The organism is Citrobacter sp. VF227 (genome assembly GCF_052950715.1).
This window is the reverse complement of the sequence record NZ_JBRFVF010000004.1, coordinates 225,062-250,569: the sequence shown is the minus strand read 5'-3', so window position 1 is coordinate 250,569 and position 25,508 is coordinate 225,062. Positions and strand designations below refer to the sequence as shown.

21 protein-coding genes and 2 pseudogenes are annotated in these 25,508 nt (G+C 46.0%); 20 read left to right on the top strand and 3 right to left on the bottom strand.

Annotated features, from left to right (window positions below; all coding sequences use genetic code 11):
- Positions 1-158 precede the first annotated feature (158 nt).
- The 11 genes and pseudogenes from ACU8YC_RS15750 to ACU8YC_RS15700 all read left to right on the top strand — a co-directional run bounded on the left by ACU8YC_RS15750 (position 159) and on the right by ACU8YC_RS15700 (position 12,923).
- A pseudogene (locus ACU8YC_RS15750) lies at positions 159-668 on the top strand (DUF6392 family protein).
- The gene (locus ACU8YC_RS15745; RefSeq protein WP_446895524.1) at positions 665-940 is read left to right on the top strand and encodes a DUF6392 family protein; all 276 of its coding nucleotides are present in this window, start codon (positions 665-667) and stop codon (positions 938-940) included. The pseudogene ACU8YC_RS15750 and the gene ACU8YC_RS15745 overlap by 4 nt, the downstream one beginning before the upstream one ends.
- Positions 941-1,386: 446 nt before the next feature.
- The gene (locus ACU8YC_RS15740; protein WP_151218381.1) at positions 1,387-1,653 is read left to right on the top strand and encodes a PAAR domain-containing protein; all 267 of its coding nucleotides are present in this window, start codon (positions 1,387-1,389) and stop codon (positions 1,651-1,653) included.
- Positions 1,654-1,657: 4 nt separating this feature from the next.
- Entirely contained in the window at positions 1,658-2,842 is a 1,185-nt protein-coding gene (locus tag ACU8YC_RS15735) for a hypothetical protein (protein WP_414438252.1), read from the top strand.
- A complete protein-coding gene (locus ACU8YC_RS15730) occupies positions 2,814-6,194 on the top strand; it encodes an ImcF-related family protein (RefSeq protein ID WP_446895523.1) in 3,381 nt (1,126 codons plus the stop codon). The genes ACU8YC_RS15735 and ACU8YC_RS15730 overlap by 29 nt, the downstream gene beginning before the upstream one ends.
- Positions 6,194-7,792 carry a type VI secretion system protein TssA gene (tssA, locus tag ACU8YC_RS15725; RefSeq protein WP_446895522.1) on the top strand — a complete coding sequence of 533 codons (1,599 nt, stop codon included), beginning with the start codon at positions 6,194-6,196 and terminating at the stop codon, positions 7,790-7,792. Before ACU8YC_RS15730 ends, tssA begins: the two co-directional genes overlap by 1 nt.
- 22 nt (positions 7,793-7,814) lie before the next feature.
- On the top strand, positions 7,815-9,581 hold the full coding sequence (gene tssF / locus ACU8YC_RS15720) for a type VI secretion system baseplate subunit TssF (protein WP_151224329.1): 1,767 nt from the start codon (positions 7,815-7,817) through the stop codon (positions 9,579-9,581).
- Positions 9,542-10,630 carry a type VI secretion system baseplate subunit TssG gene (gene tssG, locus ACU8YC_RS15715; RefSeq protein ID WP_286543959.1) on the top strand — a complete coding sequence of 363 codons (1,089 nt, stop codon included), beginning with the start codon at positions 9,542-9,544 and terminating at the stop codon, positions 10,628-10,630. The genes tssF and tssG overlap by 40 nt, the downstream gene beginning before the upstream one ends.
- Positions 10,605-11,138 carry a type VI secretion system lipoprotein TssJ gene (gene tssJ, locus ACU8YC_RS15710; protein WP_187253231.1) on the top strand — a complete coding sequence of 178 codons (534 nt, stop codon included), beginning with the start codon at positions 10,605-10,607 and terminating at the stop codon, positions 11,136-11,138. Before tssG ends, tssJ begins: the two co-directional genes overlap by 26 nt.
- A 2-nt stretch (positions 11,139-11,140) precedes the next feature.
- Positions 11,141-11,581 (top strand): type VI secretion system baseplate subunit TssE, encoded by a 441-nt coding sequence (gene tssE, locus ACU8YC_RS15705; protein WP_187253350.1) that lies wholly within the window; start codon positions 11,141-11,143, stop codon positions 11,579-11,581.
- Between the two features lies 1 nt (position 11,582).
- The gene (locus ACU8YC_RS15700) at positions 11,583-12,923 is read left to right on the top strand and encodes a VasL domain-containing protein (protein ID WP_187258994.1); all 1,341 of its coding nucleotides are present in this window, start codon (positions 11,583-11,585) and stop codon (positions 12,921-12,923) included.
- Positions 12,924-13,099: 176 nt separating this feature from the next.
- Here ACU8YC_RS15700 and ACU8YC_RS15695 read toward each other — a convergent pair whose 3' ends face one another.
- Together ACU8YC_RS15695 and ACU8YC_RS15690 are read right to left on the bottom strand one after the other, a co-directional pair.
- Entirely contained in the window at positions 13,100-14,176 is a 1,077-nt protein-coding gene (locus tag ACU8YC_RS15695) for a methyl-accepting chemotaxis protein (protein ID WP_187258993.1), read from the bottom strand.
- 600 nt (positions 14,177-14,776) lie between these two features.
- Positions 14,777-15,045 (bottom strand): annotated as a pseudogene (locus ACU8YC_RS15690) (DUF4942 domain-containing protein); the annotation flags it as partial.
- 39 nt (positions 15,046-15,084) lie between these two features.
- Between ACU8YC_RS15690 and ACU8YC_RS15685 the strand changes: the two are divergent.
- From ACU8YC_RS15685 to ACU8YC_RS15670, 4 genes are all read left to right on the top strand, one after another.
- Complete coding sequence (locus tag ACU8YC_RS15685) at positions 15,085-15,207, top strand: hypothetical protein (RefSeq protein WP_255588854.1); 123 nt, start codon at positions 15,085-15,087, stop codon at positions 15,205-15,207.
- A 463-nt stretch (positions 15,208-15,670) separates the two neighbouring features.
- Entirely contained in the window at positions 15,671-16,810 is a 1,140-nt protein-coding gene (gene cfa / locus ACU8YC_RS15680; RefSeq protein ID WP_446895521.1) for a cyclopropane fatty acyl phospholipid synthase, read from the top strand.
- A gap of 28 nt (positions 16,811-16,838) precedes the next feature.
- Positions 16,839-17,777, top strand: coding sequence for a LysR family transcriptional regulator (locus tag ACU8YC_RS15675; RefSeq protein WP_151218373.1), 939 nt, complete (start codon positions 16,839-16,841; stop codon positions 17,775-17,777).
- A gap of 56 nt (positions 17,778-17,833) precedes the next feature.
- The gene (locus ACU8YC_RS15670; RefSeq protein ID WP_151218372.1) at positions 17,834-18,115 is read left to right on the top strand and encodes a hypothetical protein; all 282 of its coding nucleotides are present in this window, start codon (positions 17,834-17,836) and stop codon (positions 18,113-18,115) included.
- 493 nt (positions 18,116-18,608) lie between these two features.
- On the opposite strand, the gene ACU8YC_RS15665 is transcribed toward ACU8YC_RS15670, so the two are convergent.
- Positions 18,609-19,295 carry a YoaK family protein gene (locus ACU8YC_RS15665; protein ID WP_255588852.1) on the bottom strand — a complete coding sequence of 229 codons (687 nt, stop codon included), beginning with the start codon at positions 19,293-19,295 and terminating at the stop codon, positions 18,609-18,611.
- Between the two features lie 231 nt (positions 19,296-19,526).
- On the opposite strand from ACU8YC_RS15665, the gene ACU8YC_RS15660 reads away from it, so the two are divergent.
- The 5 genes from ACU8YC_RS15660 (at position 19,527) to afaD (ending at position 25,484) form a co-directional block, all read left to right on the top strand.
- Positions 19,527-19,724 (top strand): hypothetical protein, encoded by a 198-nt coding sequence (locus ACU8YC_RS15660; protein ID WP_151218371.1) that lies wholly within the window; start codon positions 19,527-19,529, stop codon positions 19,722-19,724.
- 1,017 nt (positions 19,725-20,741) lie between these two features.
- The gene (locus ACU8YC_RS15655; RefSeq protein ID WP_151218370.1) at positions 20,742-21,443 is read left to right on the top strand and encodes a helix-turn-helix transcriptional regulator; all 702 of its coding nucleotides are present in this window, start codon (positions 20,742-20,744) and stop codon (positions 21,441-21,443) included.
- 140 nt (positions 21,444-21,583) lie between these two features.
- Entirely contained in the window at positions 21,584-22,435 is an 852-nt protein-coding gene (locus ACU8YC_RS15650) for a fimbria/pilus periplasmic chaperone (protein ID WP_446895520.1), read from the top strand.
- A 14-nt stretch (positions 22,436-22,449) separates the two neighbouring features.
- Positions 22,450-25,038 (top strand): fimbria/pilus outer membrane usher protein, encoded by a 2,589-nt coding sequence (locus ACU8YC_RS15645; protein ID WP_210905355.1) that lies wholly within the window; start codon positions 22,450-22,452, stop codon positions 25,036-25,038.
- Positions 25,035-25,484 (top strand): AfaD family invasin, encoded by a 450-nt coding sequence (gene afaD, locus ACU8YC_RS15640; protein WP_151218367.1) that lies wholly within the window; start codon positions 25,035-25,037, stop codon positions 25,482-25,484. Before ACU8YC_RS15645 ends, afaD begins: the two co-directional genes overlap by 4 nt.
- The last annotated feature ends 24 nt before the right edge of the window (positions 25,485-25,508 follow it).

Below are 25,508 nucleotides of genomic sequence, written 5' to 3'. Positions count from 1 at the left end.
TATAAGGTCACCTATAAAGATTATAATGAGTATATAAAAATCACTCATGGCAAAAAGCTTACCTATGTATTTGGTGGGAAGTTACTGGCGGATGACGTTCCCGTCAGCATCCCCTGGCAGATGGCCATGAGCTAAACCGACAAACGGGGCTATATTAAATGAATATTAACGTTGAAGAATTGATAAAACAGTTAGGTAAGCCGTACTTGAATATTTTTGAAAAGGATTTAATTCCCTATAAGACTAAACCATATGGTGCTATTGATGATGATGAGGCTATATTGAAAATGAAACGTGAAGGACTATTTTTGGTCTTTGCTAATAAACCTGATATGGAGTTTAGAGAAATATCGCTAAAATTAGAGGATGAAGGGAAAACCGACTGGGTTTTCCCTAATTGAATGCCATTTGGTTTGGAGTCTGTGATGACCCAGGAGTGGGTTCGTGCACGTTTTGGGATGCCAATGATTTATGTTGATGCGAAAGTCGTAATGACTCTCTATAGGGGGGTAAAGGAATTTTATTCATTATTAGTTTCTGACCAAAATATAGTCGCTTCATTTAGTTATAATAAAGAGTTCTTTGTGGAAAGTGTGACGTTTTACCCACTGGAACGCGCCAAAGAAATCCAGGTGGCACTGGAGAAAAAACGACTTGGTGGGAAATGATTGTAAATTTTGAAAAGCTGATAAAGAAAATTGGAGAATCATATCAGAATATTTATGATCAAGGTTTAATTCCCTATAAAGCAAAGCAAAGCAAAGCAAAGCAAAGCAAAGCAAAGCAAAACCAACCAAACAAAATCAACAGGTACCAAAATATAGCTGTTTTATTTGTTTATAATTCTGATCTTTTTGTTGTTAGCATTACTTTCTATTCTATAGAACATGCAAAAGAAATTCAGGCGTCCCTCGAAAGAATAAGGTTATCGGGAAGTTAATATATTATATAAAAGTTATTAACATAGAAAATACTACCTCATGGAAGAGGTGTGAACGCAGTGGGGAGAAGGGTATCATTCACTGGGTTTCAAAAATTAAAATTGATTATGGTTATATTTGATTTTAATAGAACTTGGTGAACAGGTAAAACTGGTTTATCCGGATGGCTATGTCGAATACGGCAACCCTTTTACCAGTTTCGAACGGCTGCAGAAAATCAGCCGTGAACGCCAGGTAGCAGTAAACTAGCATTAACACTCAGTAGAGACTATTGGTAAAAAAGTGTAATAATAAATTTAATATGGGATTATGCCAGGTATTTCTAGTTCTTCAATGTTTACATTCGCACTAAATACAATTCTTATCTTGAATGATTGGTGTGGTTGTCTAATCATTATGAATAACTTTATAAATTTTAAATACTTATCTTATTAAGAGGTTAATTATGTCAAAAGGTTTTGTTTTGCTTGGTGATAAAACGACTCATGGTGGAAGTGTAATATCTGCGTCTTCCACGATGTTTGTCCAGGGACGAAAAGTAGTACTTCTGGGGGATATGGTTAGTTGTCCGATACCATTCCATGGTATTAATCCTATTATTGAAGGTTCGCCAGAATGGTTTTCTGATGGTGTACCGATAGTTGTCGATGGATGCCATAGTCTGTGTGGATGTCAGGTTATTTCAAGTGCGCCAGAAGCATTAATAGGGTGAAATCATGGGCTGGGAACGCCATAGAATTATCACGCCCGTAGCGCCTGAACCTCTTTCTCTCTGGCGATGGGCACTGGCTGGTATATTATCAGTAATAATAAGTATCTTACTTTTTGTATTGCATGCAACAGAACATCTATTCTTTATTAATGATGTCAACATCTGGCTGGTTTCACTCTTTCCAACGTTCCTGTGGTTAATAATTGCCAGTATTAGAGCATATTTATATGGGCGGGCGCTTGAATATTATGAATTTTTGCAAAAAGAAATATTGATTTCTCAGCGTGAATGGCAGTCCTGGGGGCAGCGCTCACTTGTCGTGATGAATAGCTGCGTAGTGTTACCAGAGAAAATTACCGTTTCGTTTATTGCAGGTAATCCCACAAATATTGAGAATAAATGTGGTTTAGCTCATCGTATTGACTATTTACCTAATGTCAAAAATCAAGACAATGCAGTGACTGTTTTGCTGAACAGTATTGCTGAATCTCTGAGTATATTACCGATAGCCATTCCTTTGCATGTAACACTCATCACCGATGGTTCAACGGAAGAACGGCATTTACTGCAAAATAACTTTCATAGCATCTGGCAGACAAGTTTCCCAGGCAGGCCACAACCTTCCTCTGTACGAGTAGAAATGGAATTTCCTTTTTATCGACTGGAAGCGAACCTGAAAAATGCAGAAGTCAGGAGCGATCTTGTTCTGGTTTTACAATTTAACGGGCATCAGAATTATTCTGATGGAATGGCTGTCTTTCTTTTAACCAGCGATGACGTAGCGCGTATTTATGGGCTCAACGGTAAGTGCCATTTTCTACGTCCAATGCCTCTGGATAAAGCGTGTTTACCTCAAGATTTAACCACCTTTTTTACTACTCAGGTAAGCGCGATAAATACAAAAAACATTGTGTCTGATGGCCAGTTAATTGATTTGTTGAGTGCGCAACTCTACCCAATTGGTCACAATCATGGCGCTCATTGGCAGGTTGAAAACAAAATTATTCTTGAAAGATTTATGGGGATCCCCGGTCCATTTTCCGGTTGGCTATGCGTTGGCGTGGCGGCTGATATGTCAAAGCATAACTTAGAGTCATATTTAGTCGTTTCTGTTCAGGAAGAACAACCATATATCTGCACCGTTTTACCCTGGAGCAATAATGAATACGACAAGCCATCTGTGGCGTAGGGGAAGTCTGCTTGTTTTAATTGTGGCATTTTTGGCGGTGCTGACATGGCTGGTTAGGCGCTATGGTGATCTCCTGGGGGCTGATTCACTTACGAAAAAAGTTATCTTAGGTATATTGACGGTAATTTTGATTATTGCTGTTCGCTGGTATCCACTTATCAACATTTATGCCAAGGAGCACCTTTTTCGGGTAAAAGAGGAAAACGATGGAGTTTTTCCGGACAAAGAGTCCCGAATAGAGGAACCGCCCTCCGGGAATATGCTGATAGGAGAAATTCGTGATGTACTCAAGGCAAATTACAGTTATCGCTGGCGCGCCAAAACGCATATCCTGCTGGTAATGGGGGATGTCATTCAGGTTGAGCTACTGGTGCCAAAACTCACCTCTCTGCGCTGGACTGAAGGGGATGGCGTGGTGTTAATCTGGGGAGGTACGCTCACTGAACCGCCAGATGTTTCGTTGTTTGATGCGATACGCAAGCTGCATCGGCGCCCGCTGGATGGGATTGTATGGGTAACCCCCACTTTTCAGCACCAGGATTCATTGGTTCAATCGGCACCTGTTGTCTCTTTAACCGCAGAACAAATAGATAATGCAGCCCGCCATCTTCAGGCTGTTTTTACCACGCTTCGCTGGCGAGTGCCGTTATACCTCTGGTCGCTGCATGGCGCTCAATTCGTCCGGGATGACGTAACCTTGCACTCTGCGACATGTTTGTTCCCTGCAGGATGCACCACGGCTTTATGTCGTTCGCAGTTGACCTCGTTGGCAATGCAGATGGCGGAGCAGGGTACGCAGCAGGTTACGCGCAATATCCGTGATAACTTCTTACTGAAAATGGCGAATGCGTTCACGCAAAACGCAGAAACCATCAGCGAATCGTTGTCCACTTTTTTCAGCCCGCATCGGCCTCTACCGCTGGCGGCGGTAATCATGAGCCAGTATGCGGCAAATACTTCATCGCGCGTGGCGCATGCCTGGATGCGTGATGAGTGCTGGCGCGCGCTGCTTGATTCGCTCCCTGCGTTACCTGCTGAGCTAAAGGCACAGCGCACAGGCCGTTCAGGGATGCGAGTGCTGGCAGTCGGTACCGCTGGTTTGATGCTGCTATGGGGCGCGGGGATGGTGGTCTCTTTTTTGGCGAATCGCAATCTGATCGGCGAAAGTCTGGATCAGGCCAGGCTGGCAGGTGGTGCGGATGAACCGCTCGCCGAGCGTCTTACGGCGCTGTCCGCGCTTCAGCAAACCCCAGGCATGCTTCGCTGGCGTCAGCTGAATGGGGCACCGTGGTACTACCGCTTCGGCTTAAGCCAAAATGATGCTCTGTTGGATGCGCTATGGCCGCGTTATACGCGTATCGCTATTCCGCTCCTGCGTGATGAAGCCGCGCAACATCTCACTCAGGAATTAACGGCGTTAACTCGACTGGCTCCAGACAGCTCACAGTTTGTCGCTCGGGCAAAGATCGCCTACAACCAGCTGAAAATGTATCTGATGCTCTCCCGGCCTGAGCAGATGGATGCATCATTTTTTAGTCAGGCGCTGATGCAAGACTGGCCGGATCGCGCGGGTATTTCGCGCGCATCATGGCAGGGCGTTGGGCCAGGACTCTGGCAATTCTGGGGAGAACACCTTCAGGCGCATCCTGAATGGAAAATAACAGCGGATAAAAATCTTATTAACCAGGTGCGAACGCTGTTAATTCGTCAGATGGGGATCCGCAATGGCGAAGCTGCTCTGTATCAGAAAATCATTGAACAGGTGACTCCGCATTACACCGAACTTCGTCTGGAAGACATGACCGGCGATACCCGGGCAGATCACGTGTTTTATACCCGGAATTCGGTTGCTGGCGTGTATACCCGCAAAGCCTGGGAAGAGGAGGTTTTGCCCGCCATAGAGAAAATCGTCAACAACCGCCGGGAAGAAATGGATCAGGTACTGGGAGATGATACGCATTCTGCAAGCGACCCTCTCTCTCCACAGGCCTTAAAGGCGCGTCTTAGCGAGCGTTACTTCACGGATTTTGCCGACAGCTGGCTGGATTTTCTCAACAGTATTCGCTGGCAGCGCACCCAAACGCTGAGTGATGCCATCGATCAGCTCACGTTGATTGCAGATATCCGTCAGTCTCCTCTGGTTGCGCTAATGAATACGCTCGCCGTTCAGGGACGCACAGGGTTAACCGGAGAAGCGCTGTCGGACTCACTGGTGAAGTCGGCAAAGGATCTGTTTAACACCAAAGAAAATCAGACGATTGACCAGCATGCGCGGGAAGAAGGCCCTATGGCGAGTACCTTCTCGCCAATCCTGGCATTGATGGATGAACAATCGGGCGGGCAGGATATCAGCCATCTGAGTTTGCAAACCTACCTGACCCGGGTAACGCAGGTCAGGCTGAAACTCCAGCAGATTACTAACGCTGCCGATCCACAAGGCATGAGTCAGGCCCTGGCGCAAACGGTGTTTCAGGGCAAAACCGTCGATCTCACCACCACGCGTGACTATGGCAATCTGGTAGCGGCAAGCTTAGGCCAGGCATGGAGTGGATTTGGTCAAACTATGTTTGTTCAGCCGCTGGAGCAGTCATGGCAGCAGGTGTTGCAACCAACCGCAGCGGGCCTGAATGCGCAATGGAAGGCGCTGATTGTGAATGACTGGAACAGTGCTTTCGGCGGACGTTATCCGTTTCGCGATGTCGGTAGCGAGGCTTCTCTGCCGCTGCTGGCGCAATATCTGCGAAGCGATAATGGTCGGATCCCGCATTTTCTCGAGAGCCATTTAAGCGGCGTATTGCATAAACAGGGCAGCCACTGGGTTGCTGATACAGTGAATGCGCAGGGGCTGGAGTTTAATCCGGCTTTCCTTGAGGCGATGGACCAGCTCAGTCAGATTGCGGATGTCGCATTTATTCGTGGAGAAGCTGGGATGCGTTTTGAACTGCGCCCTGGAACGGCGCGGGATGTGATGCAAACCGCTCTCGTACTGGATGGGCAAAAACTCACCTACGTTAATCAGATGCCAGCCTGGAAAAACCTTGTCTGGCCAGCCGATACGCAAGCGTCAGGGGCCACCCTAAGCTGGGTGAGTACGAATACGGGAACCCGAATCTACTCAGATAACCCCGGCACCTGGGGCTGGATAAGACTGCTTGAGAAAGCGGAGATCAGCGATAACGCCGGCGTGAGCAGCGGCTTTAACCTGCACTGGACTGCGCAGGATGGATTGCCGCTGAACTACACCCTGCGAACGGAAGCAGGTGAAGGCCCGCTCGCATTGCTCAAACTCCGCGATTTCGAACTACCAGAAACCATTTTTGTTATCAGCCAGTCCCACTCAGAGGAAGAATAATGAGCGCTCTGCAACGTCTACTGGCCGCCAGCACGGCTTCGCCAGATGAACAACAGCAGCTGATGGAACAGGCGCAAACGCAAACTGCGCTATGGCAAAACTGGTTATTGCCCGTTTCCGCAGCCAACCCGGGCGGGGAAGATCCCGGCTATGACGATGATTTTCAGCTCATGCGAGAGGAGGTGAATAAACTTTCTGGCGCACAAACGGATCTCATCGTTGAGCTTGCGGAAAAACTGCTGATCCACACCTGTAAGGATGTCCGTGTTGTCACCTACTACACTTGGGCGCGTTTGCATCAGGATGGCGAGTCCGGCCTGGCGGATGGTCTGATTTTGCTGGCTGGCCTGATGCAGCAGTATGGCAATTCTCTCCATCCCCTAAGGGCCAATAGCCATAAGGCCGCCCTTGAATGGCTGGCAGGCGGGCGGATGCTGGATAGTCTGGCACGTTTCCCCGAAGTTTCACGGCCTGACGCACAGCGGATCGCCGGTGCGCTGATGCTGCTGGAGCAGCAGTTTAGTCAGCGAGAGGAGAGCATTCGTCCCGGGCTTGGGGCACTGTATAGCGCGCTGGAGAATCGTCTGGCACAGTCTGGCGGCGCTCAGGCACTGGTTCCACAAAATGTCAGTCCGCAAGCCGGTCGGCACAGCGCAGAAACTCCCGTCCTAAAAAGTATTGCCTCTGGTCGTGAGCTGCTGGAGCAGGCACGGGTACTGGCGAAATACCTGAGCGATCAGCCGGACGGCTGGCTGGCGGCGCATCATTTGATGAAAAGCGTGCGGCTCGATACGGTTAACCAACTTCCACCGCCAGATGGCGCCGGACGTACACGCCTGGTACCCCCTAAAAGTGATTACCGCGCCCAGCTCAAGCGTCTGTATTTACAGCAAAGCTGGACTGAACTGATTGAGCTAACTGACAGCTTATTTGCTGAGGGAGTGAATCATTTCTGGCTGGACGTGCAGTGGTATCTTCATCAGGCGTTAACCAGGGCGGGATCGCCATGGGATAAACATGCCGCCATTATCATCAGCGATTTGAAAATGCTGCTGCATCGGATGCCGGGTCTGGAAACGCTGGCATTTAATGACGGAACGCCCTTTGCTGATGACGTCACGCGTGAATGGATAGCCCGTGACGTGTTGCAGGAAAGCGACTGGCAGACGGATAAAATCGCGGCGGCCTGCGTCGGAGAGGATGACGATATCCTGCTGCTTGAAAGCGAGGCCCTGACGCTCGCGGACAGCGAAGGCATTGAAGCAGCGCTCGCCTGGCTTCAGGCTCGACCTGGTATTATTTCATGTCGACAGCGTTGGTTACGCCAGCTGTTGATGGCCCGTCTGACGGAACAGTGTGGGCGCAACGATCTCGCGCTGCATTTGCTTGGCGAGTTGAATACGACTGCGCACTCTCTCACTCTCAAACAGTGGGAGCCTGAACTGCTGTTTGAAGTCAAAGCGCGACGGCTAAAGCTTCTGCGTTTAAAAGCCAACCGTAGTGAAAGTGACAAAGCGCGTCTGACGGCAGAGATGGACTCACTATTGTCCGGTTTGGTCGCCATTGATCCCGCCAGAGCCGCCGTCTTGTGCGGCTAAAACCAAATAAGCGAACTGTAAAATGGAAGATTTAACTCTGCGTTATTATGACGCGGAAATGCGTTATTTAAGGGAAGCGGCAAAAGAGTTTGCGCAGGCGCATCCGGATCGTGCCGCCATGCTGGATCTGGACAAAGCCGGTATCGCCGATCCCTATGTGGAGCGGCTGTTCGAAGGTTTTGCATTTTCGATGGGGCGGTTGCGCGCAAAAATAGACGATCATCTTCCTGAATTTACCGAAGGCTTGATGAGTCTGCTATGGCCACATTATTTACGCACTATTCCCTCCTTAAGCATTGTCGAACTTTTACCGGATACTGATGTGCTGAAAATGAGTGAACGGATTAATGCGGGGTTTGGCGTATTGTCCCAGCCCGTCGGTCCTAAAAAAACGGTATGTCAGTATCGTACTACCCAGCCCGTCACGCTCAGCCCACTGTCTGTTACGGCGGTGAATATCGATGCCGAACCTGACGGACGCTCGGTCATCCGTATGCGAATAAAGTGCAATCCACAGATGGACTGGTCGCAAACCGATCTGACGCGTCTCAGCCTTTATCTGAGCGGTGACGCGCCGGTGACCCACGCGCTGCACCTTGCTTTGACAAAGCGTCTGGCCTCTCTTTATTTGAGATTCCCCAAAAGCGTAGAACGTATTCGACTGGAGGGTTTCTTTTCTCCGGGAGGATTTGCCGGAGAAGACAGTTTATGGCCAAAAGGCGATACAGCGTTTGGCGGCTGGCAATTATTACTTGAGTATTTTACGTTTCGCGAAAAATTTATGTTCGTCCATCTTAACGGCCTGGAAAAGATAACCTTTCCTGCGGGTATCGACTGCTTTGAAATTGAAGCGGTACTGACTCAACAGTGGAATTCTGAGCTTCCCGTGGGTAGCGAAAATATACGTCTGCACTGCGTTCCGGTTATTAATCTCTTCACCCTGGAAGCCGATCCGCTGGTGGTTAATGGACTGGAAAGTGAATATTTGCTGCGCCCGCGCAGATTGCAGGATGGTCACACGGAAATTTATTCGGTGGATGCGGTTTCAGGTTCGCAGCGGGCGCGTAATGCCGTCTATGCCCCATTCACCAGCTTTCGCCACAAGGGAGGCATGATGCGCCGTAATGCGCCTGAACGTTACTTCCATACACGCGTCAGGCGCGGCGTCTCGGGATTGTATGACACCTGGCTGATCCTCGGCGGTGACGCCTGGGAGCGGGATCGCCTTGCTGAGTATGAAACCGTCTCATTGAAAGTGACCGGCACAAACGGTCAGCTACCCAGGCGAGCTTTGCAGAGTTCATTGCTTAATCGTTGCGAGCAGATCCTCCAGACGCCGCTTGCCGTGCGCAATCTGTGTAAACCGACTCTCCCCGCTTATCCTCCCGCTGAGGATCGTTTTCACTGGCGCGTCTTAAGCCACCTCGGGTCCAGCTTTCTGAATATGATGGCCAGCGCAGAAGTACTCAAAGGAACGTTGTCTCTCTATAACTGGCAGGATGATGAGCTGAATTATCGTCGTCTGGATGCGATCATGGATGTTCAGCAGCATGAAATACAGCGCTTTGAAAAAGGATTTCTACTCCGTGGTGTGGACATCGAAATAACGCTTGATGAGAACGGATTTACCGGTGAGGGCGATATTCATCTGTTTGGTGAAATGCTTAACCGCTTTTTTGCATTGTATGCGGATATTCATTTGTTTAATCAGCTTACGTTAATTATCCAACCGGCAGGGAAAAGCTTGCGATGGAAAGAGAATCACAATCAGCGACTGCCCGGCTGCTAAATAGCCTTGGCGAAAATCTGCCTCGTACCAATTTTTTTCGTTTTTGCCAACTGCTGGAACAGTGGAATCCGCAATCACCAGCTCCAGGAAGCCAACAAAGCCCGCGCTTTGATGCCATTCGTTTTCATCCTCATCCGGGGATGGGGTTTCCGGCGGGGGAGCTAAAAAGTGCAGAATATGATCCGCAACAACCCACACTGCCACCAACGGTTAGTGTCACTTTTATGGGGTTGTATGGCGTGGAGTCGCCGCTGCCGACAACCTATCAGGATGATATTGCCCAGCGTCAGGAAGGCTCGGACGTCGCCGCTGAATTTCTGGATATTTTTAACCATCGCTTAATTACGCAGTTTTATCGAATCTGGCGTAAATACAGCTATCCAGCGACTTTTCGCCCTGGCGGTACAGATGAGACTTCACAATATTTACTGGGATTGACCGGGTTGGGGATTCCTGGATGCGCCACACAAACGCAAGCCCCGTTATCGCGTTTTTTGGCGCTGTTAGGAGTAATGAGAATGCCAACGCGTACGGCAGAAGGAATATCCGCGCTGGTGTCTTTATTATCGCCAACAACAAATATCACCGTGACGTCACATGATAAACGCTTAATCCTGCTGGATAAGGCGTTAAAAATGAGTGCGCGGCACCCCGTTAGCCTTCATTCTCGTCCGGTGATGGGACATAGCGCCGTAGATATTAACAGTCAGGTGCTCATTACGCTAACCACGGAGGTTCCTGATGAGGTTTGCGACTGGTTACCCGGCGGTCAGCTTTACCATGATTTTCTCGCGCTCCTGCACGTTTATTTAGGTGCCAGAGTGAAAGCGAGGCTGCAATTACGTATTCCTCGCTCAGCGCTTCCAGATGCTCAACTTACCAGTAATAAAAGCGAACGCGCAGTTCAGCTCGGCCGCACGGCTGTTATGCGTCTGGATAACCCGGAAATTAAGAATCAACTCATAACGATTAAACTTGGGCTCTGGCAGAGCCTTAGCCAACACGATCAGCGGAGGGAAGCCGATGAGACTGGCGATTATCGCTATTAATTTTGCCGTAATAACCACAATGACCAGTCTGATTACCGGATGTGGCCTGACACAAAAAGTATCTGAAGGCACGGTGTCATTAACGAAGTCAATTTTTTATAAGGAAATTAAAACGCTGCATTTGGATCTTTGCGCCAGAGAAGCCGCTAATAAAAATGCGCAGGGCGTAGCGCTTTCAACAGTCGTACGTATTTACCAACTCAACGATCGAAAAGCATTTGACTCAGCGAATTATCAGTCTTTATTTGCGCAAGACAGCACGGTGGTAAAAGAGGATTTACTGGCTCAGAAAGATGTTTGGGTTCGTCCTGGTGAAAGCGTAACTGTCGATATTCCACTCGAAAAGGAAACGCAATATGTTGCCGTGGCGGGAATGTTTATTGCTCCCGATCGGTCTGAGGATTCATGGCGCGTGGTATTACGTCGAGAAGATCTCGATTCTGATAAAGCGCGAGTGATTGAATTAAATTCTCAGGCTCTGGTTCTCCTGAAGCCGGAGGACGAGTAATGATTAAACGACCATCTCTTTATGACATCTTGTTGGGTAATTTCTCCGGTGGTTTGCCTTTGCATACAGTGGGTGAAAACACGCAGGTCATCTTATCCGTTTTGGATAATATGCAGCGCATTTTGAATACGCGTGCCGGTAGCCTTAAACATTTACCCGACTACGGTCTGCCGGATATGACCAAAATCCTCCAGGGTATGCCGGGAACGGCACATCAGCTTATCAGTACGCTTTCTCAGGTTTTGTTGAAGTATGAACCGCGACTGAAAGGTATTCAGGTCACAATGCAGGATCAGGAAACGCCAGGGCATTTACGCTACTCCATCGATGCCGAACTGCAGGACCTTGGCGTTGTTCGTTATGGCACTGATTTTACCCCCGAGGGGCGGGTGCTCATACGCCACCTGAAAAAACAGGGTTGGCTTGAAACAGGAGCGTACTGATATGGAGAAGAATCGCATCAGCACCGGTGGCGACCCGCGTGCTTTCACGGAGTTCGGGCAGCTACGCGATGAAATCAGCAAACTGACTCATCCCGCGCGCCCGGACGTTGACTGGCAAAAGATTGAACAGTTAAGCCTGACGTTGTTTCGCCATAACGGCGTCGAATTGCAAACCCTGGCCTGGTATACCGTCAGTAGAATGCGTAATGCCGGGCTGCTGGGACTTGCCGAAGGCGCCGAGCTTCTGGAGGCATTACTGACGCATCACTGGAGTGCAATATGGCCGCAGCAAACCCATGCCCGCGTTGAAATCCTGACATGGCTGTCAGCCCGTTTACAGCAAGAATTGCGTACGTTAACGCTATCCTATGCTGATTTATCCGTGGTGTATCGGGTTGAACAGCGTTTAAAACATGCCTGCGAAGTGCTGCAACGGCTTGAACTGAAAGCGCTGAGTAAACTGGAGGTCGTCGTTACCTGGATGCATAACGCAGCTTTACGCCTGGAGAAGTCAGAAGCGGATTCGGGCTCAGCCGTTTTGATGATTCCGGCTTCTGGCTCAACCAATAACGCTGAGATCGCTTTGCCCCAGCTGATCTTTGTGGTGAATGAACCCGCGTCGTCCGGGCAATCAAGCACAGCGGTTTTTGCTACTCAAACCGATCACGGAACCCGACGGATGTGGCTGGGGTTTGTCATCGGAGTTATGGTGACTGCGCTAGTGAGTTCAGGCGCTTATCTTGGTATTACGCATATGCGATCTGACGAATACGCGCTGATCAAGCCATTGCCGCAGGTGTTGACGCCTGAACAATTGTCCACATTGAAGCAATCCTCAGATTTGGGAGAGCGGAAACAGGAATTTTTCGCCGCTGCGCAAGGGCAATTGGATGTTATATCCCGCCAGTCACCTCTGTGGTCGAGGGAATATGCTGCATCATTAGCACAGCAGTTAGCCACCCTGTGGCCGGAAGAATCGCAGACTACGGAATTCACAAGCAGATTACAAAAACAGTTAACCACGGAAGCGTTGCCGGAAAGCGCACTGCAAAACTGGCATCAAGCCCAGCAGGGACTGGAAGCGTTAACCGCTCAGCTAAATGCACTCGACGAGCGCAAAGGGAAATATCTGACGGGGTCTGAGCTGAAATCAGCCATTTTCACTATTCGCCGCCAGCTTGACCAGGCACCGCCTACAGAAGAGTTATTACGTCAAATCGATGAGGAATTAAGCCTGCAGGGGAGTGTATCACCTACGTTGTATCAGCAGCTCGATATGCGGCTTAATCAGCTTCTTAATCGCTATGCGCTGCTGAAACAAGATGCTATCCGAGGGAGATAGCACTGGAAATCAGCTATCTAAATATCATTAAAAGAATCAGCGCTTTCACTGATTCTGGCTGATGGCATGAGAAAGATTCCCGGCGATTCAGAAGGTTGGGGCAGTATCCATCAAGTCCTGAGCTATGCAGTTCTTTGCATACTTGCTTGATATGAGCATTCAACCGAGAAATTTCGTCAGGGATTATCACTGGGCGTAAATTTTACAATCTCCCTGAATATTTCACTGCCAAGAATCTCAAGCTGATTCATCACCTCATCACTGGCCAGTTCCATTCTTTTTAATGCCAGGGACATATGCTCGTGATCGCCCGAAACAGAATACTCGACTGCCAGAACGCCGGAGTTATGTAACATTTGATGAGGTTCCTCGAGGTTTTTATATCCGGGCAAATGTGCGTAACATTTTCCGTTATCGCCGTAATACCATTTCCCCAGTCTGCATTGACTGTATGATGTCAACGCTTCATCTAATTTATTCTCTGTAAGTTTTTTATATAGATCTATTTTCCATATAACATGGTCCATTTTAATGATACTTAAAAATAGTAAATTTGATATGTAATCAATAATAGATTTCATTGCGGCTGACTTTTCAATTACACCTTTAATAGAGCAAACAACTTCGTTTATATGTTCAGTTATTCTTGTGATTATTGCTAATTGCGCTTCGATAGATATATCAACCGTGGATCCATTGTTCTGGAGAGTTTCTGTTTGCAAAAATATATGGTTAGTGCATGTTTTGACATTTTCAGCCAATTGTCTAACTTCTTTAGAGATAACGCTGAATCCTCTTCCTGCCTCACCTACTCGAGCGGCTTCAATCGCTGAATTTATTGCAATTAAGTTTGTATGATTGGCAATTTTTTGTATGTCTTTAATTGCATCATTAATTTCAACCAGTGATGACTTTAGATGAGTCATTTGTTTTTTAATTTCTGATGATTCTTTGCCTGCCTCGTTGAACTCAATCACGAGTGATTCAAGAGAATGCATGGCTTTATTATTCTGCTCGTTTAATTCGATTATTTTATCTTTTTCTGTATTTAATTGTTCATAAGTTGAAATTAACGAGGTTCTTATCAGGTTCAGTGTCGATATGCCAGAAGTGAAATGATGGCAGATAATTTTACTATAATTTTCTGTTTTTTGTTCAGCGAGCGAGGTCTCAGCTTCGATGATGTTGGAGGATTTGTTGTAATTATAGCTATTATTTCTTTTGGCAATCTTAGCGATGATTTTCCTGATCATATCATCAATCCTTTTAATAATATTTTTAGGGGGCAATGATTTTATCCGTTTATCGCTTGGGTTATAGCTTTCGTCAATATGTTTTTGGTTAATTTTATTTAATATATCATAATCTCTTGATGTTCATTTTGTTAAATTACTGTACGGAGTGGGATTGTATTTGGTCGTCCTCATTCTAAATTTAAATTTTGCTCTATTAATATAAGTGTTATCTTTCATCTTAACCAAAATATTCTTTCAATATATCTACGTAGTCTGGCTATGAAGATGGATTACAGCATTTTTTTATAAATTGAAAGAACGCGGGAAGTAGCCAGATGTGACGATATAGAACGATTACATACGCAAAATTGAAATTTGATAACTGCGCGTTAAACTTCAATATTATTAATGTGTTTATAATAATGTTGAAATCCTGACTAGTAATAGACTTTGATGTGCAATCACAGTGGTAATCATGGAGGGATTTTGTTTCATAAAATAAAAACACCCTAATAAGGCCTCGTTTGCATAGCATCAAAATTTAACGGTTGAACGGATGTTTTTACGTCCATTTTAATTATTTCTGGTGGCTGACCGTTTACGGACTCGTAGTGAGCACCAGCACTGGTTAAGACCAAAACCCCACCTGTCCAATTTGATCAACCCGCTGACAATTATTTTCACAGGGGTTATTGGTCCCGTAGTTCCAGCTTCCCCCTGAAGACATTGATTACGCCACGTTCAAATACCTCACCTTTGCTCTGATGCAGTTGCTCAAACGTGCTCAGGATATTCTCTTCACTGACTGATGGTATATCGTCTTTTTCCAGACTGTTGTACCACTATTCACAGACAGCTGCATCCATCACACTGAGCATGCCGGATTTATGCCTTTTACCCGAAAACAGTTTCAGAAAATGCAGGCCATGCAGTCCCTTCGTGCTGGACAAAATCGCCTGCTGATTAAACTGAACAAGCTTTTTGAACGCGGCACCATTTTGCCACTGCAAGTGGTCTATCTGGATAAAACTGTGCCTGGCGCCGCTTGATTTTGATGCGATACAAGTTGGTATAACACTTTCGCTGCGTTTGCCGCCACAGGTTCATTATTAGTGCGGCTGATATGGTGTGACGTTAACCCGTAGTCTTGGCATTATCGTGAACCCGTATGCCCGGCGAGGGCGACGGATGATACACAGGTCAGACTAACAGCGTGCGCTGATAATAATATTTTTAAGTAATCTTACAAATGAAAAAATGTTTTCTTATGTTTCAGGTTTTATCGCAATTTAAAATTATTATGCTAAATAAAGCATTAGCATGTCGATTTTAGTCTTTGAGATATTCTGTCATTGAACAAATAATATGTTGTTATTTTTTAAGCAAACGAGAAAACGATAAGCATATTTTTCGATACTCAAAGCGGAAGTATTCCGTATTGGAATATTTATATTCGTTGATTTTTGTGAGGTCAGTTGCATAACATTCTTTACTGTATTTTAAGGAGATGTAATGAGCAGCACAAAATTAACCAATATTACCCGCAGCCGTAAAATTGTAGACTCATTGTTATATCAATGTGACATCATTATAAATGGCGATAAACCTGGCGATATAAAAGTCCATAACCCCCAGTTTTTTAAACGTGTTTTAAAAGAAGGTTCAATGGGATTAGGCGAATCCTACATGGATGGATGGTGGGACTGCGAGTATCTTGACTCATTTTTTTATAAATTATTAAACAAGCGAATCGATAGCAAAGTTACGGGGAACTTCCATGATGCGATTTATTATGTTGTTTCCAGGATAATTAATTTACAGTCTATTTCACGTTCCCGAAAAGTAGCCAGAGTACATTATAATCTTGGCAATAATCTCTTCGAATCGATGCTTGACCCATGGATGCAATATTCTTGTGCATATTGGAAAGATGCTTATAATCTCGAACAAGCACAGGTTAAAAAGTTATCGTTAATTTGTGATAAATTAATGTTAAAACCAGGGATGAAGGTTTTAGATGTTGGTTGTGGGTGGGGCGGGTTAGCTTCATTTATAGCTAAGAAATATAATGTTTCTGTAACAGGAATAACGATTTCGGACGAACAAAAGAAACTCGCTGAAGACAGATGTGATGGATTAGATGTCGTGATAGAACTCACCGATTATCGGGAGTTACAAGGAAAGTTCGACAGGATTGTATCTGTAGGTATGTTTGAGCATGTTGGATTGAAAAACTATGATATATTTTTCAAAAAAATGCATGACATCTTAACAGATGATGGATTATTTTTATTACATTGCATTGGTAGCAATCAGTCTGGAGGTGGGGTAGATCCATGGATAAATCGCTACATTTTTCCTAATGGACGTCTGCCTTCCATACAAGAAATCGTATCATGTACCGAAGGACGTTTTATAATGGAAGACTGGCATAATTTCGGTGCAGACTATGATATGACATTGATGGCATGGGACAAAAATTTTCTTGATAACTGGGAGTATAACAAAAAAGATTATGATGAAAGATTTTTAAGGATGTTCCATTATTATCTTTGTTCTTGTGCTGGTGCATTTAGAGCCAGAGAAATTCAGTTGTGGCAAGTATTATTTAGTAAGAATGGAGTCAGAGGCGGACTTCGTGTAGCTCGATAGATTGAATCAGATGTAATACAAGGTTAATATGAATAATACTTATTATCGTTCAATGTTTAACAACTCATACCAAGGGATGGTGGCGCTAGCGACGCTTTTTGATGAGCAGAGTGTCAGCTTTGCTGCGTTTGCACTTGGTATAAGTCAGCCATCAATGAGTAAGTTATTAATGGAGATGAGAAAGGAATTCAATGATTTATTATATATTAAATCAAATAACGTTTACACATTGACGCCAGTGGGTGAAGTATTGTGCTCACTTGTAAAAAATACTATCTATGCAAACCAGTCAATCTTAGAGCAATTAAAGAATGGAGTTAAAAAATCATATAATATAATTTTACCACATTGGTTTAATTTGTACGAAGCTCCTACGTTATTGCAAAAGATTAGAACAAACTATACTGATATTTCACTGAACTTCTACCCACCCTATATCTCTGGTTCTAAAGAAATTCTTGAGAATTTGAAACAAGGAAAGATAGATGTTGCCGTCTGTCATTTCTTTCATGATATACCAGCAGGTTTTCACTCTAACATTCTTGGTTTCTCGGAATTGATTTTTCTATGTAAGAAAAATAACAGCCTGTATGCGAGTGAAATCGATCTTGAAAAAATATGCTCTGCACCACTTCTGGTATACAACATTAGCCCCTATTTATTCAATAGTTTTATTGAGAAAAATGGAATAAATAAAAATACGTTAAATATTCTTATGACGGTGACAAATAACTTTAGACAATGGATTTCGCAACTAACGGACGACGATGTAATCTTAGTTACACTCAGAACGACAGGTGAAGAATTACTGAAAGAAGGAGAATACCGAGAGATCAAATTAAATAATGCAACATCATCTTATGCGTATAATCTTATGTGGCATGAAAGGTCGACAAAAGATCCCGTGCATACTCTGATTCGCGCAGCCATAGTAAATATGAATGGTAATATAGACCTAGAGCATTAATAAATACAATGTCAATTTTAAATTGATGTTGGAAATCATTTTCTAGAGGGTATAGTATGCCATTAACAATCAGTGGATATAGAACCTTTTCTCCATTTAATCCTTCAATACTTGGAGCAATGAGGCAAAGAGCCTATTCTCTTAAAGTTATTGAACCTACGGGTAATGTGATATCTTTTAGTAGTCTCAGTACTTTTTCTAAATTCTTGGGAAAAAATATTTCTTATTTACGCTCACGCGCAATATATGCAGAAATGTTTGTTGGTGATAGTTCGGAAATTATATGGCTCGATGAAAATAAAAATCCCTACACCCTTATATTTACACGAATCAAATAGTTATCATTGTTTTCTGTTATAATATAATCATTATAGCTTCTCATATTATGAGTTTGCTATTATTTAAAATAAACAGCCAGTCATCGCTCCTGATATTAAAATGGATAGGCGTTATTCATTTTGGGATTAGATAACATATCCTATAGGTTGATAATATTAGGATGAATTGAGTTTGTTTTTGTTTAGAAAGGTAATAAGGTTCCCTGAATATTTTATAGATGCTTCTGTTTCGGCGGCCAGTGAATACTCATGTATGCACTGGCTGCTGTTATATTAATGTGTTAACAACCATATTATGCATATATGCAATCATTCCGACTCTCAGGTTTGTCTTCTGAGCATAAAGGTAACTCTTCCCCAGTAAATAATTGCGCGATGTAAACTGCCACCAGGCACTTCAGAGTCACTCTCATATATTCTTACCCTTTGCAACTTACACAGTGATATAGCATTCCCACTTTACTTCATCACAATAATGCTCACTACTGCGATATCATGAAGATTGGGATATATGTAACGACCAGATTTTAACGCAAAACGCAATTAATATCACTAATGGAACTACGAGAGCATAAAAACCAATATATTTATTCAATATTGCAGTAATAAAAGCACCAATAAAAAAATGTAAGATTACCAGGAAGTAATGTAAACTTTCAAATTTTAAATTTGTTTTTTCTTTGCTTTTATTTATCAGAAGAGATTGACATAATTTCGTTATCATTAGTATGTAAACTGATGTCACAACAGAAGTTGATGTTGGAAATTTGGTACCACCGTTTTTAATGATGAAATTTTGAATGTACATAAAGACAAGGCCAATTGTAACTAATGGCATTACGTTAATAGTCGGATGACTTAAAAATAAATTATTTACAATCATATAATTTCCCAGAAGTATGAATGTAATCATCAAAAAACAATTTAACGTAAGGCTTATAGCATAAACATGCCACTGACTTTTTATTTTGCTGATGTATTTATATTCGATAACTTGATGGATCGCACTTATCAAAACCCATATAACAATAATTAAAATATGATAAACAGATTCAAAGTCAAAGTTAAATTTTACGAGTGAAGTTATTCCAAAAACCATGTTTGATGTCATAAACCCTATCAAAGCTTTATATAGATATATGAAGCTCATAACTTCCATACAACCACCTATGTATGACATCAAATAGTGGATCTCATGGTTTGTTGAACGATATATTTTGATATTCATATTCCTCACCAAACACTTGATATTCTTAACTTCATAAAAAATCATCTAATGATAACTCCGGAATGATATTAATTATATCATTTGTTTTATAAATGGTGGAATATTAATATTCCTTGTTCCAATACCTGCTTTAGTGGTAGCGTCAGGTTGTAGAAAATCAATACTGTGTAGAGGTGTCGGAATATGATCAAAACAGCATATATTGTAGAAGATAATGACAAAGCCAGTGTTCTAATAGAACACTCAATTATGAAATCATTTGATGATTCTGAAACAGCAGCATTATGGGCATTTTCGTTAGGTTATAGAGTTTACAAAAAAAGTGTCCTTCATGGAAAAGACTTTTGGGTTAAATACACACCATCTTTCCACAAGGGCTAGATAAGATTTATTATCCTGTGATGTATTCTTGTATAATAAATTTATTGTTTGCTTTGGTCAATGATGTGAAATTTATCTTTCATAGCTTTTTTGTAGTATTTTAAAAATTTATTCATCTTATTTTTATGAGATGAGTATAAATGTTGATGTTTATTATTCCCCCCTTGATAGTCTTAACCAGACGGTTGATATCATTAGTTTCCGTATATTCATTGAGAGGCTTTATCACTGGCCTCTCAACAACCACAAAAATATTTTTATGCTATTGATTTAATTAATATGGTGGATAGTTAAACAAGCCATAATGACGACATCATCGCTATTTTTTTCATAGGAATATTCGTATCAGCTAGCAGAATATAATACCCCCTCCATATATTGTGGGCCGCCAGGACTGAAAAAATACCTTCCAGATGTATTTCAAGCAAAAAAAATCCGGCACGGGAGCCGGATAAAAAAGTAAGATAATTATAATGGGAACTATAGATTTGCTTGTATTGCATGCAGCAGATTATCTCAATTTACGCCAAGTGTCCGCATAACTTTTCTCGCAATTTGTGTCATTTTGTTTCAATGCCATATATAAGAAGAGCCCTGAGAATCTTTTTAAAATAATCACCATTTCAATTCATCTTCCTTCTAAACCACTCCCTCAGTCCATCTTATATTTAACCACCTTAATTACCAGTATATTTTTATGCCGATTAGGGCAACGAAAATGTTTTGTGATTTAAGTCACTTTTTTGTTAATTGGTGATTATTTTGTCATATTTGTATTATCGATCTTATCATCTGATTTCATATTGTTTCATAGATCATAGATCTGACATTCGTATCAATATTGAGAATTTATTTTATTTTCTGCTGAATATGAAAGAAATGTAGATCATAGATCTGTTTTAAATTGATTTGGCAGATCTCTATACTGGGTATTAACAACCTCAACGGAGTTTATTGCTTTTTCCGCCCCCGGCGCGGAAAGGACTTTTATTTACATAAAAAGGGGACCGACGGCCTATGGATACCTCCCGTCATCAGTACCGGCGGAGTTTCGCGCAGGACCTGCAACGACTCTTTCCGGGGCTTACGGTGAAATACACCGACTACTATTACCGACTGACAAACCGCTTTACGCACGATGACCTTATTTTCCTACATCTGCAGGAACCACTGACGGAGTTGACTTTGCACCGAATGATGGCCCTGCGTCGTCGTCAGCCGCCACCTGTATTGTTTGCCGCCCTTATGGATCCGGCTGATGAGGGACGTCGCTGGTTTGCCCGGATATTAGGCTGCGAGATTGTGAATGCTGCCAGCAGTTTCCCTCATATTGCTCTGACATTGAATGCCTATGTCACCGGAGGCGCAGAGCCAGTAGACAGTCCGTTGACCTCACTTAGCGAAGCGGAGTGGTTATCCCTGAAACAGGCGATGTGTGGAATGGGTCTGGGTGAGATTGCACGCCATTACGGTGTGACAACCTCTGCTGTACGTCAACGCGTACGCCATGCGCTGGACAAGCTGGGGATGCCTGGGCGTGTTATGCCGACAGCAATGTTGACACCCGTTACCCGTAATCCAGCCAGCCACCTGACACTGATGGAACTCAGTACTGCTGGACTGAATGATGCGGGCTTCCCGGATATGCAGGAACAGTCCGTACCGGATCATCCTCAGGGGCGGGTCTACCCCTTGAAACTGGCATCAGGTGTTTTCTGAGCCTTCGCTCGGCCAGAATATTTCCGGCTGAGTTTATGTAATTTCATTCCCTTTTTTCGCGCCGCGTCGCGAAAGGGATTTGTGCAGCCTTTTTTCAGACAGCAGGCCGTTGGCAGCGTATTTACGAGGATATTTATCGCATGAGCATAAGGGTGTTTTCCCGTTGCAGTTCACTGTCTTTACGCCCGGTTGCCTTGACCAACCGGGGGATCTTTACCGCCTATTTAGGGCTGGCCGTTATGGTCTTTTGGTCAAATCCTTTTTTCGGAGACGCTCGGGCAGCTCTGCCTATTGAGGGACAAGCTGTCAGGATAAAACCCCAAATCCGTGATTATAAGGTGACGCTGGGAGCGACACGGGTGATATACGACCCGGATAGCCGCGGGGCTGAGTTGTGGATAGAGAACAGTCAGGATTACCCGATGCTAGTCCAGTCCAGAACACTTGATGAAAACCAGAAAGAAAGTGCTCCCTTTGTGGTGACACCGCCGTTGTTCCGCCTTGACGGTAATCAGCGAGGTCGCCTGCGCATTGTACGTACGGGTGGGGAGTTTCCGTCTGACCGGGAGAGCCTGCAGTGGTTGTGTGTTAAGGCCATTCCACCGTCAGGCGGTGATGCCTGGTTGAAGGAGAATAAGAAAGCTGGCGAACCAACCATGCCCGCGGTGGGAATTCAGGTTTCGCTGAACAATTGCATTAAGTTACTAACCCGACCAGCTAGCCTGCATGCCACACCGCTAGATGTGGCCGGTGGTTTGAAATGGCAACGTGTGGGTAATCAGATCCGCGCCCGGAATGACAGTCCTTTTTATATCAACCTGATTTCACTGAAATTAAACGGCGCAGAAGTGTTACAGCCGCACTATATCTCCCCTTACGGCGCGCAAACGTTCAGCGTGCCGGCCGGAGTGGCCAGAGTGAAACGGGTGCAATGGCAGATTATCACTGACAACGGTGGTCAGGGACCAACTTATGATGCCGCCATTAACTGACAGGAGTTCCGGACATGCTGCATTTCCGTCTGTCCTGTGTGGTGGCGCTATCTCTGTCAGGTATCTGGTCCGGTCAGCTCCTTGCAGTACCGTATACCTTTGATCCGTCGATGCTGGACGGTGGTAACTCAATGGTTGACCTCTCTTTGTTTGAAGAGGGGGCACAGATGCCCGGCATCTATCCGGTCAATATCGTGCTTGGCGAAGAGACAGTAGATCGTCGGAACCTGGCCTTTCATCTTCAGCGCGAGCCTGACGGAAAGCGTTCCCTGCAACCCTGTCTGACGGTGGAACAGTTATCGCGGTATGGCATTCGCACGGAGAAATATCCAGGTCTGGCGACAGGAGGAGGAGAAGAAGGTGGCGTGCAGTGTGCACGAATAAACGCTATCCCACAGGGCAGTATGACGTTCGCTTTTTTCCGCCAGCAACTGATTATCAGCGTTCCGCAGGCAGCCCTACGACCCCGTTTTGACGGGATCGCCCCGGAGTCGATGTGGGACGACGGTATTCCTGCGCTGATGAGCGGTTACCAGGTTAGCGTCAACCGGTCACAGCAGACCACGGGCGCAGGCAGCCATATGGATTCGGCTTATTTGCGGCTGACCCCCGGAGCCAACCTGGGCCCCTGGCGGCTACGGAACATCCTCAACTGGCAGCGAAACGGGCAAAGCCCTGGACGCTGGGAGCGGCAGCAGAGCTACGTAGAGAGAGGAATAATTCGGTTGAAGAGTCGACTGACGCTGGGAGAAAGCGCTACCCCGTCGGATGTGTTTGACAGTGTGCCGTTTCGCGGCGTGATGCTCGCAACGGATGAGGCGATGATACCGAGTGCCCTGCGAGAGTTTGCGCCAGCCGTGCGCGGGATAGCCCGGAGTCCGGCGCAGTTGGAGATTCGCCAAAACGGGTATCTGTTGTACAGCCGACATGTTGCTGCTGGGCCATTTGCCGTCACAGACTTGCCCGGAATGATGGGCAGTGGTGACTTGCAGGTCACAGTGGTGGAATCCCAGGGGCCGACGCAGCGGTTCACTGTGCCCTATACCGTACCACCAGTGGCGCTGCGTGCTGGCTATATGAAATACAGCGTGATGGCGGGTCAATACCGCTCCTCAGCAGAAACGGCGGGAGGAGATAGCGGGCGTTCATCTCTGGGCCTGGCGACGCTGATGTATGGCCTGCCGTCGAACGTAACCTTGTATGGCGGGATGCTAGGCGGAGAACGGTACCAGTCCGCATCCCTTGGCGCGGGGCTGATGCTGAGTTATCTGGGCGCGGTATCTGCAGATATCACAGCCACCCGGGGACGATTCCGTGACGGACGGCGTGAAGAGGGAACTGCAATACGGGTGCGTTACAACAAATATCTGGAGGCCACAGGAACAGGTCTGTCGGCTAGCAGTGAGTGGTATCCGACCGGTCGATATCACACGCTTTCAGAAGTGATGGACGATACCCGGGGGGACCTGTCGCCGTTTGATGACGATTTTGGGTGGACGCCACAGCACTTTTCCCCGCGTGACCTTCAGGGGCGGCGTTATGCAACCACCATGCAAGTTAGCCAGACGTTGGGCGAACTAGGGACAATATATGCGTCTGGAAGTCGAACACAATGGCAGGACGGGGAACATGAGGACACGTTGAATACCGGGTATGGCTATAGCTACAGCTGGCGGTACATCAGCATGAATCTGAGCGTCAACTATGTGAGTACCCGTAACCGGAGGGAGAAGATGATGGCGCTGTCAATGAGCGTGCCGTTATCACATTGGCTGGGAGGGTCGCCTTCGGCGAATTATCAGGTCCGTTCCGGAGATGGACAAGTGATCCATTCGGTGGGTATCAGCGGGAGCGGATATGACAGTCGTCTGAACTGGGGTCTGAGCCAGCAGATGTACTCTGGTGGGGAGCGCACGCAAGATGCGGTCCGGGGCCTCAGTGCGGGTTGGACAGGTGGATACGGCAGTGTCTCGGGAAGTTACAGCTACAGTCGCAGCCAGCGTTACATGAGTGCAGAGCTAGACGGCGGAATGTTGATACACCGCCACGGTATCACGCTGGGGCAGACGCCTGGAGACACGACCGGGTTAATAGAAATCCCAGGAGTCGCCGGGGTATCGGTTGGCTATATGCCTGGCGTGCAGACAGACCTCTTCGGTTACACCACAGAGAACACCCTTGCGCCGTACCAGATAAATACAGTCAGTCTGGACGTGTCGACGTTGCCGGAAGATGCGGAGGTGGGACAGACGGATGTGAAGGTGGTGCCGACCCGTGGGGCGGTGATTCGAGCGCATTTTGATCCACGGATAGGCGCCCGCGCACTGATAACACTGACCCGAACTGACGGAATGGCGGTGCCATTTGGTGCATTGGTTTCCCTGGCGGGGACAGCGACAGTAGAGAGCGGTATCACGGGTGACGGCGGGACAGTGTACATGAGTGGATTACCGCCATCAGGGAGACTAACAGCGAGCATGGGAACACATGCCTGTGAGGCATTGTATCAGTTACCAGAAAAACCGGGTGGTGGCGGAGTGTACCGGCTAAAGGCGGTATGTCGAGAGAGTGACCAAAAGGCAATAACGGGAGGGCAGAAATGAGATTCGCGACAGGCCAACTGGTCGCCTGGGGGTTACTGACCGCGCTGCTGCTGGCGATGCTGCCAGTTCGCGCTGAAACGGTAAGAGTGGTACTGCAGATGACCCGTCATACCGTGGCTGGCCCGGTGCGGGCAGGGACAGTACTGGGGCGGGGAGAAATCCGCAGTAGTGTCACGCACAGCGGGTATGCGCTGTGGCTGGATAATGAAACGGACGGCGACCGACCGGGATGTTACCGGCTGACGGGAAAGACAAAGAGAGCTCATGTCGTGCGCGTGTGCCTGTCGGGTGACGGGTGGTACGCCGGAGATATCAGTCCGGAGCAGCGATGGGTGTACCCAGGCAGCGACAAGCAGGCCAGCTTCATACTGGTTTCGTCTGTTGATCAGACGATTCCTGCGGACACGTATGTGATCCAAGTAAAAGGCGATCTGCGCCAGGAATAAGGCACGTGACGGGCGTGCGAGGGC

Bases quoted from the DNA above. Each gene is read 5' to 3' on its own strand.
- ACU8YC_RS15745 (WP_446895524.1), top strand. From the start codon at position 665: ATGATTGTAAATTTTGAAAAGCTGATAAAGAAAATTGGAGAATCATAT.
- ACU8YC_RS15740 (WP_151218381.1), top strand. From the start codon at position 1,387: ATGTCAAAAGGTTTTGTTTTGCTTGGTGATAAAACGACTCATGGTGGA.
- ACU8YC_RS15735 (WP_414438252.1), top strand. From the start codon at position 1,658: ATGGGCTGGGAACGCCATAGAATTATCACGCCCGTAGCGCCTGAACCT.
- ACU8YC_RS15730 (WP_446895523.1), top strand. From the start codon at position 2,814: ATGAATACGACAAGCCATCTGTGGCGTAGGGGAAGTCTGCTTGTTTTA.
- tssA (WP_446895522.1), top strand. From the start codon at position 6,194: ATGAGCGCTCTGCAACGTCTACTGGCCGCCAGCACGGCTTCGCCAGAT.
- tssF (WP_151224329.1), top strand. From the start codon at position 7,815: ATGGAAGATTTAACTCTGCGTTATTATGACGCGGAAATGCGTTATTTA.
- tssG (WP_286543959.1), top strand. From the start codon at position 9,542: ATGGAAAGAGAATCACAATCAGCGACTGCCCGGCTGCTAAATAGCCTT.
- tssJ (WP_187253231.1), top strand. From the start codon at position 10,605: ATGAGACTGGCGATTATCGCTATTAATTTTGCCGTAATAACCACAATG.
- ACU8YC_RS15700 (WP_187258994.1), top strand. From the start codon at position 11,583: ATGGAGAAGAATCGCATCAGCACCGGTGGCGACCCGCGTGCTTTCACG.
- ACU8YC_RS15695 (WP_187258993.1), bottom strand. From the start codon at position 14,176: ATGATCAGGAAAATCATCGCTAAGATTGCCAAAAGAAATAATAGCTAT.
- ACU8YC_RS15685 (WP_255588854.1), top strand. From the start codon at position 15,085: ATGCAGTCCCTTCGTGCTGGACAAAATCGCCTGCTGATTAAACTGAAC.
- cfa (WP_446895521.1), top strand. From the start codon at position 15,671: ATGAGCAGCACAAAATTAACCAATATTACCCGCAGCCGTAAAATTGTA.
- ACU8YC_RS15675 (WP_151218373.1), top strand. From the start codon at position 16,839: ATGAATAATACTTATTATCGTTCAATGTTTAACAACTCATACCAAGGG.
- ACU8YC_RS15670 (WP_151218372.1), top strand. From the start codon at position 17,834: ATGCCATTAACAATCAGTGGATATAGAACCTTTTCTCCATTTAATCCT.
- ACU8YC_RS15665 (WP_255588852.1), bottom strand. From the start codon at position 19,295: ATGTCATACATAGGTGGTTGTATGGAAGTTATGAGCTTCATATATCTA.
- ACU8YC_RS15660 (WP_151218371.1), top strand. From the start codon at position 19,527: ATGATCAAAACAGCATATATTGTAGAAGATAATGACAAAGCCAGTGTT.
- ACU8YC_RS15655 (WP_151218370.1), top strand. From the start codon at position 20,742: ATGGATACCTCCCGTCATCAGTACCGGCGGAGTTTCGCGCAGGACCTG.
- ACU8YC_RS15650 (WP_446895520.1), top strand. From the start codon at position 21,584: ATGAGCATAAGGGTGTTTTCCCGTTGCAGTTCACTGTCTTTACGCCCG.
- ACU8YC_RS15645 (WP_210905355.1), top strand. From the start codon at position 22,450: ATGCTGCATTTCCGTCTGTCCTGTGTGGTGGCGCTATCTCTGTCAGGT.
- afaD (WP_151218367.1), top strand. From the start codon at position 25,035: ATGAGATTCGCGACAGGCCAACTGGTCGCCTGGGGGTTACTGACCGCG.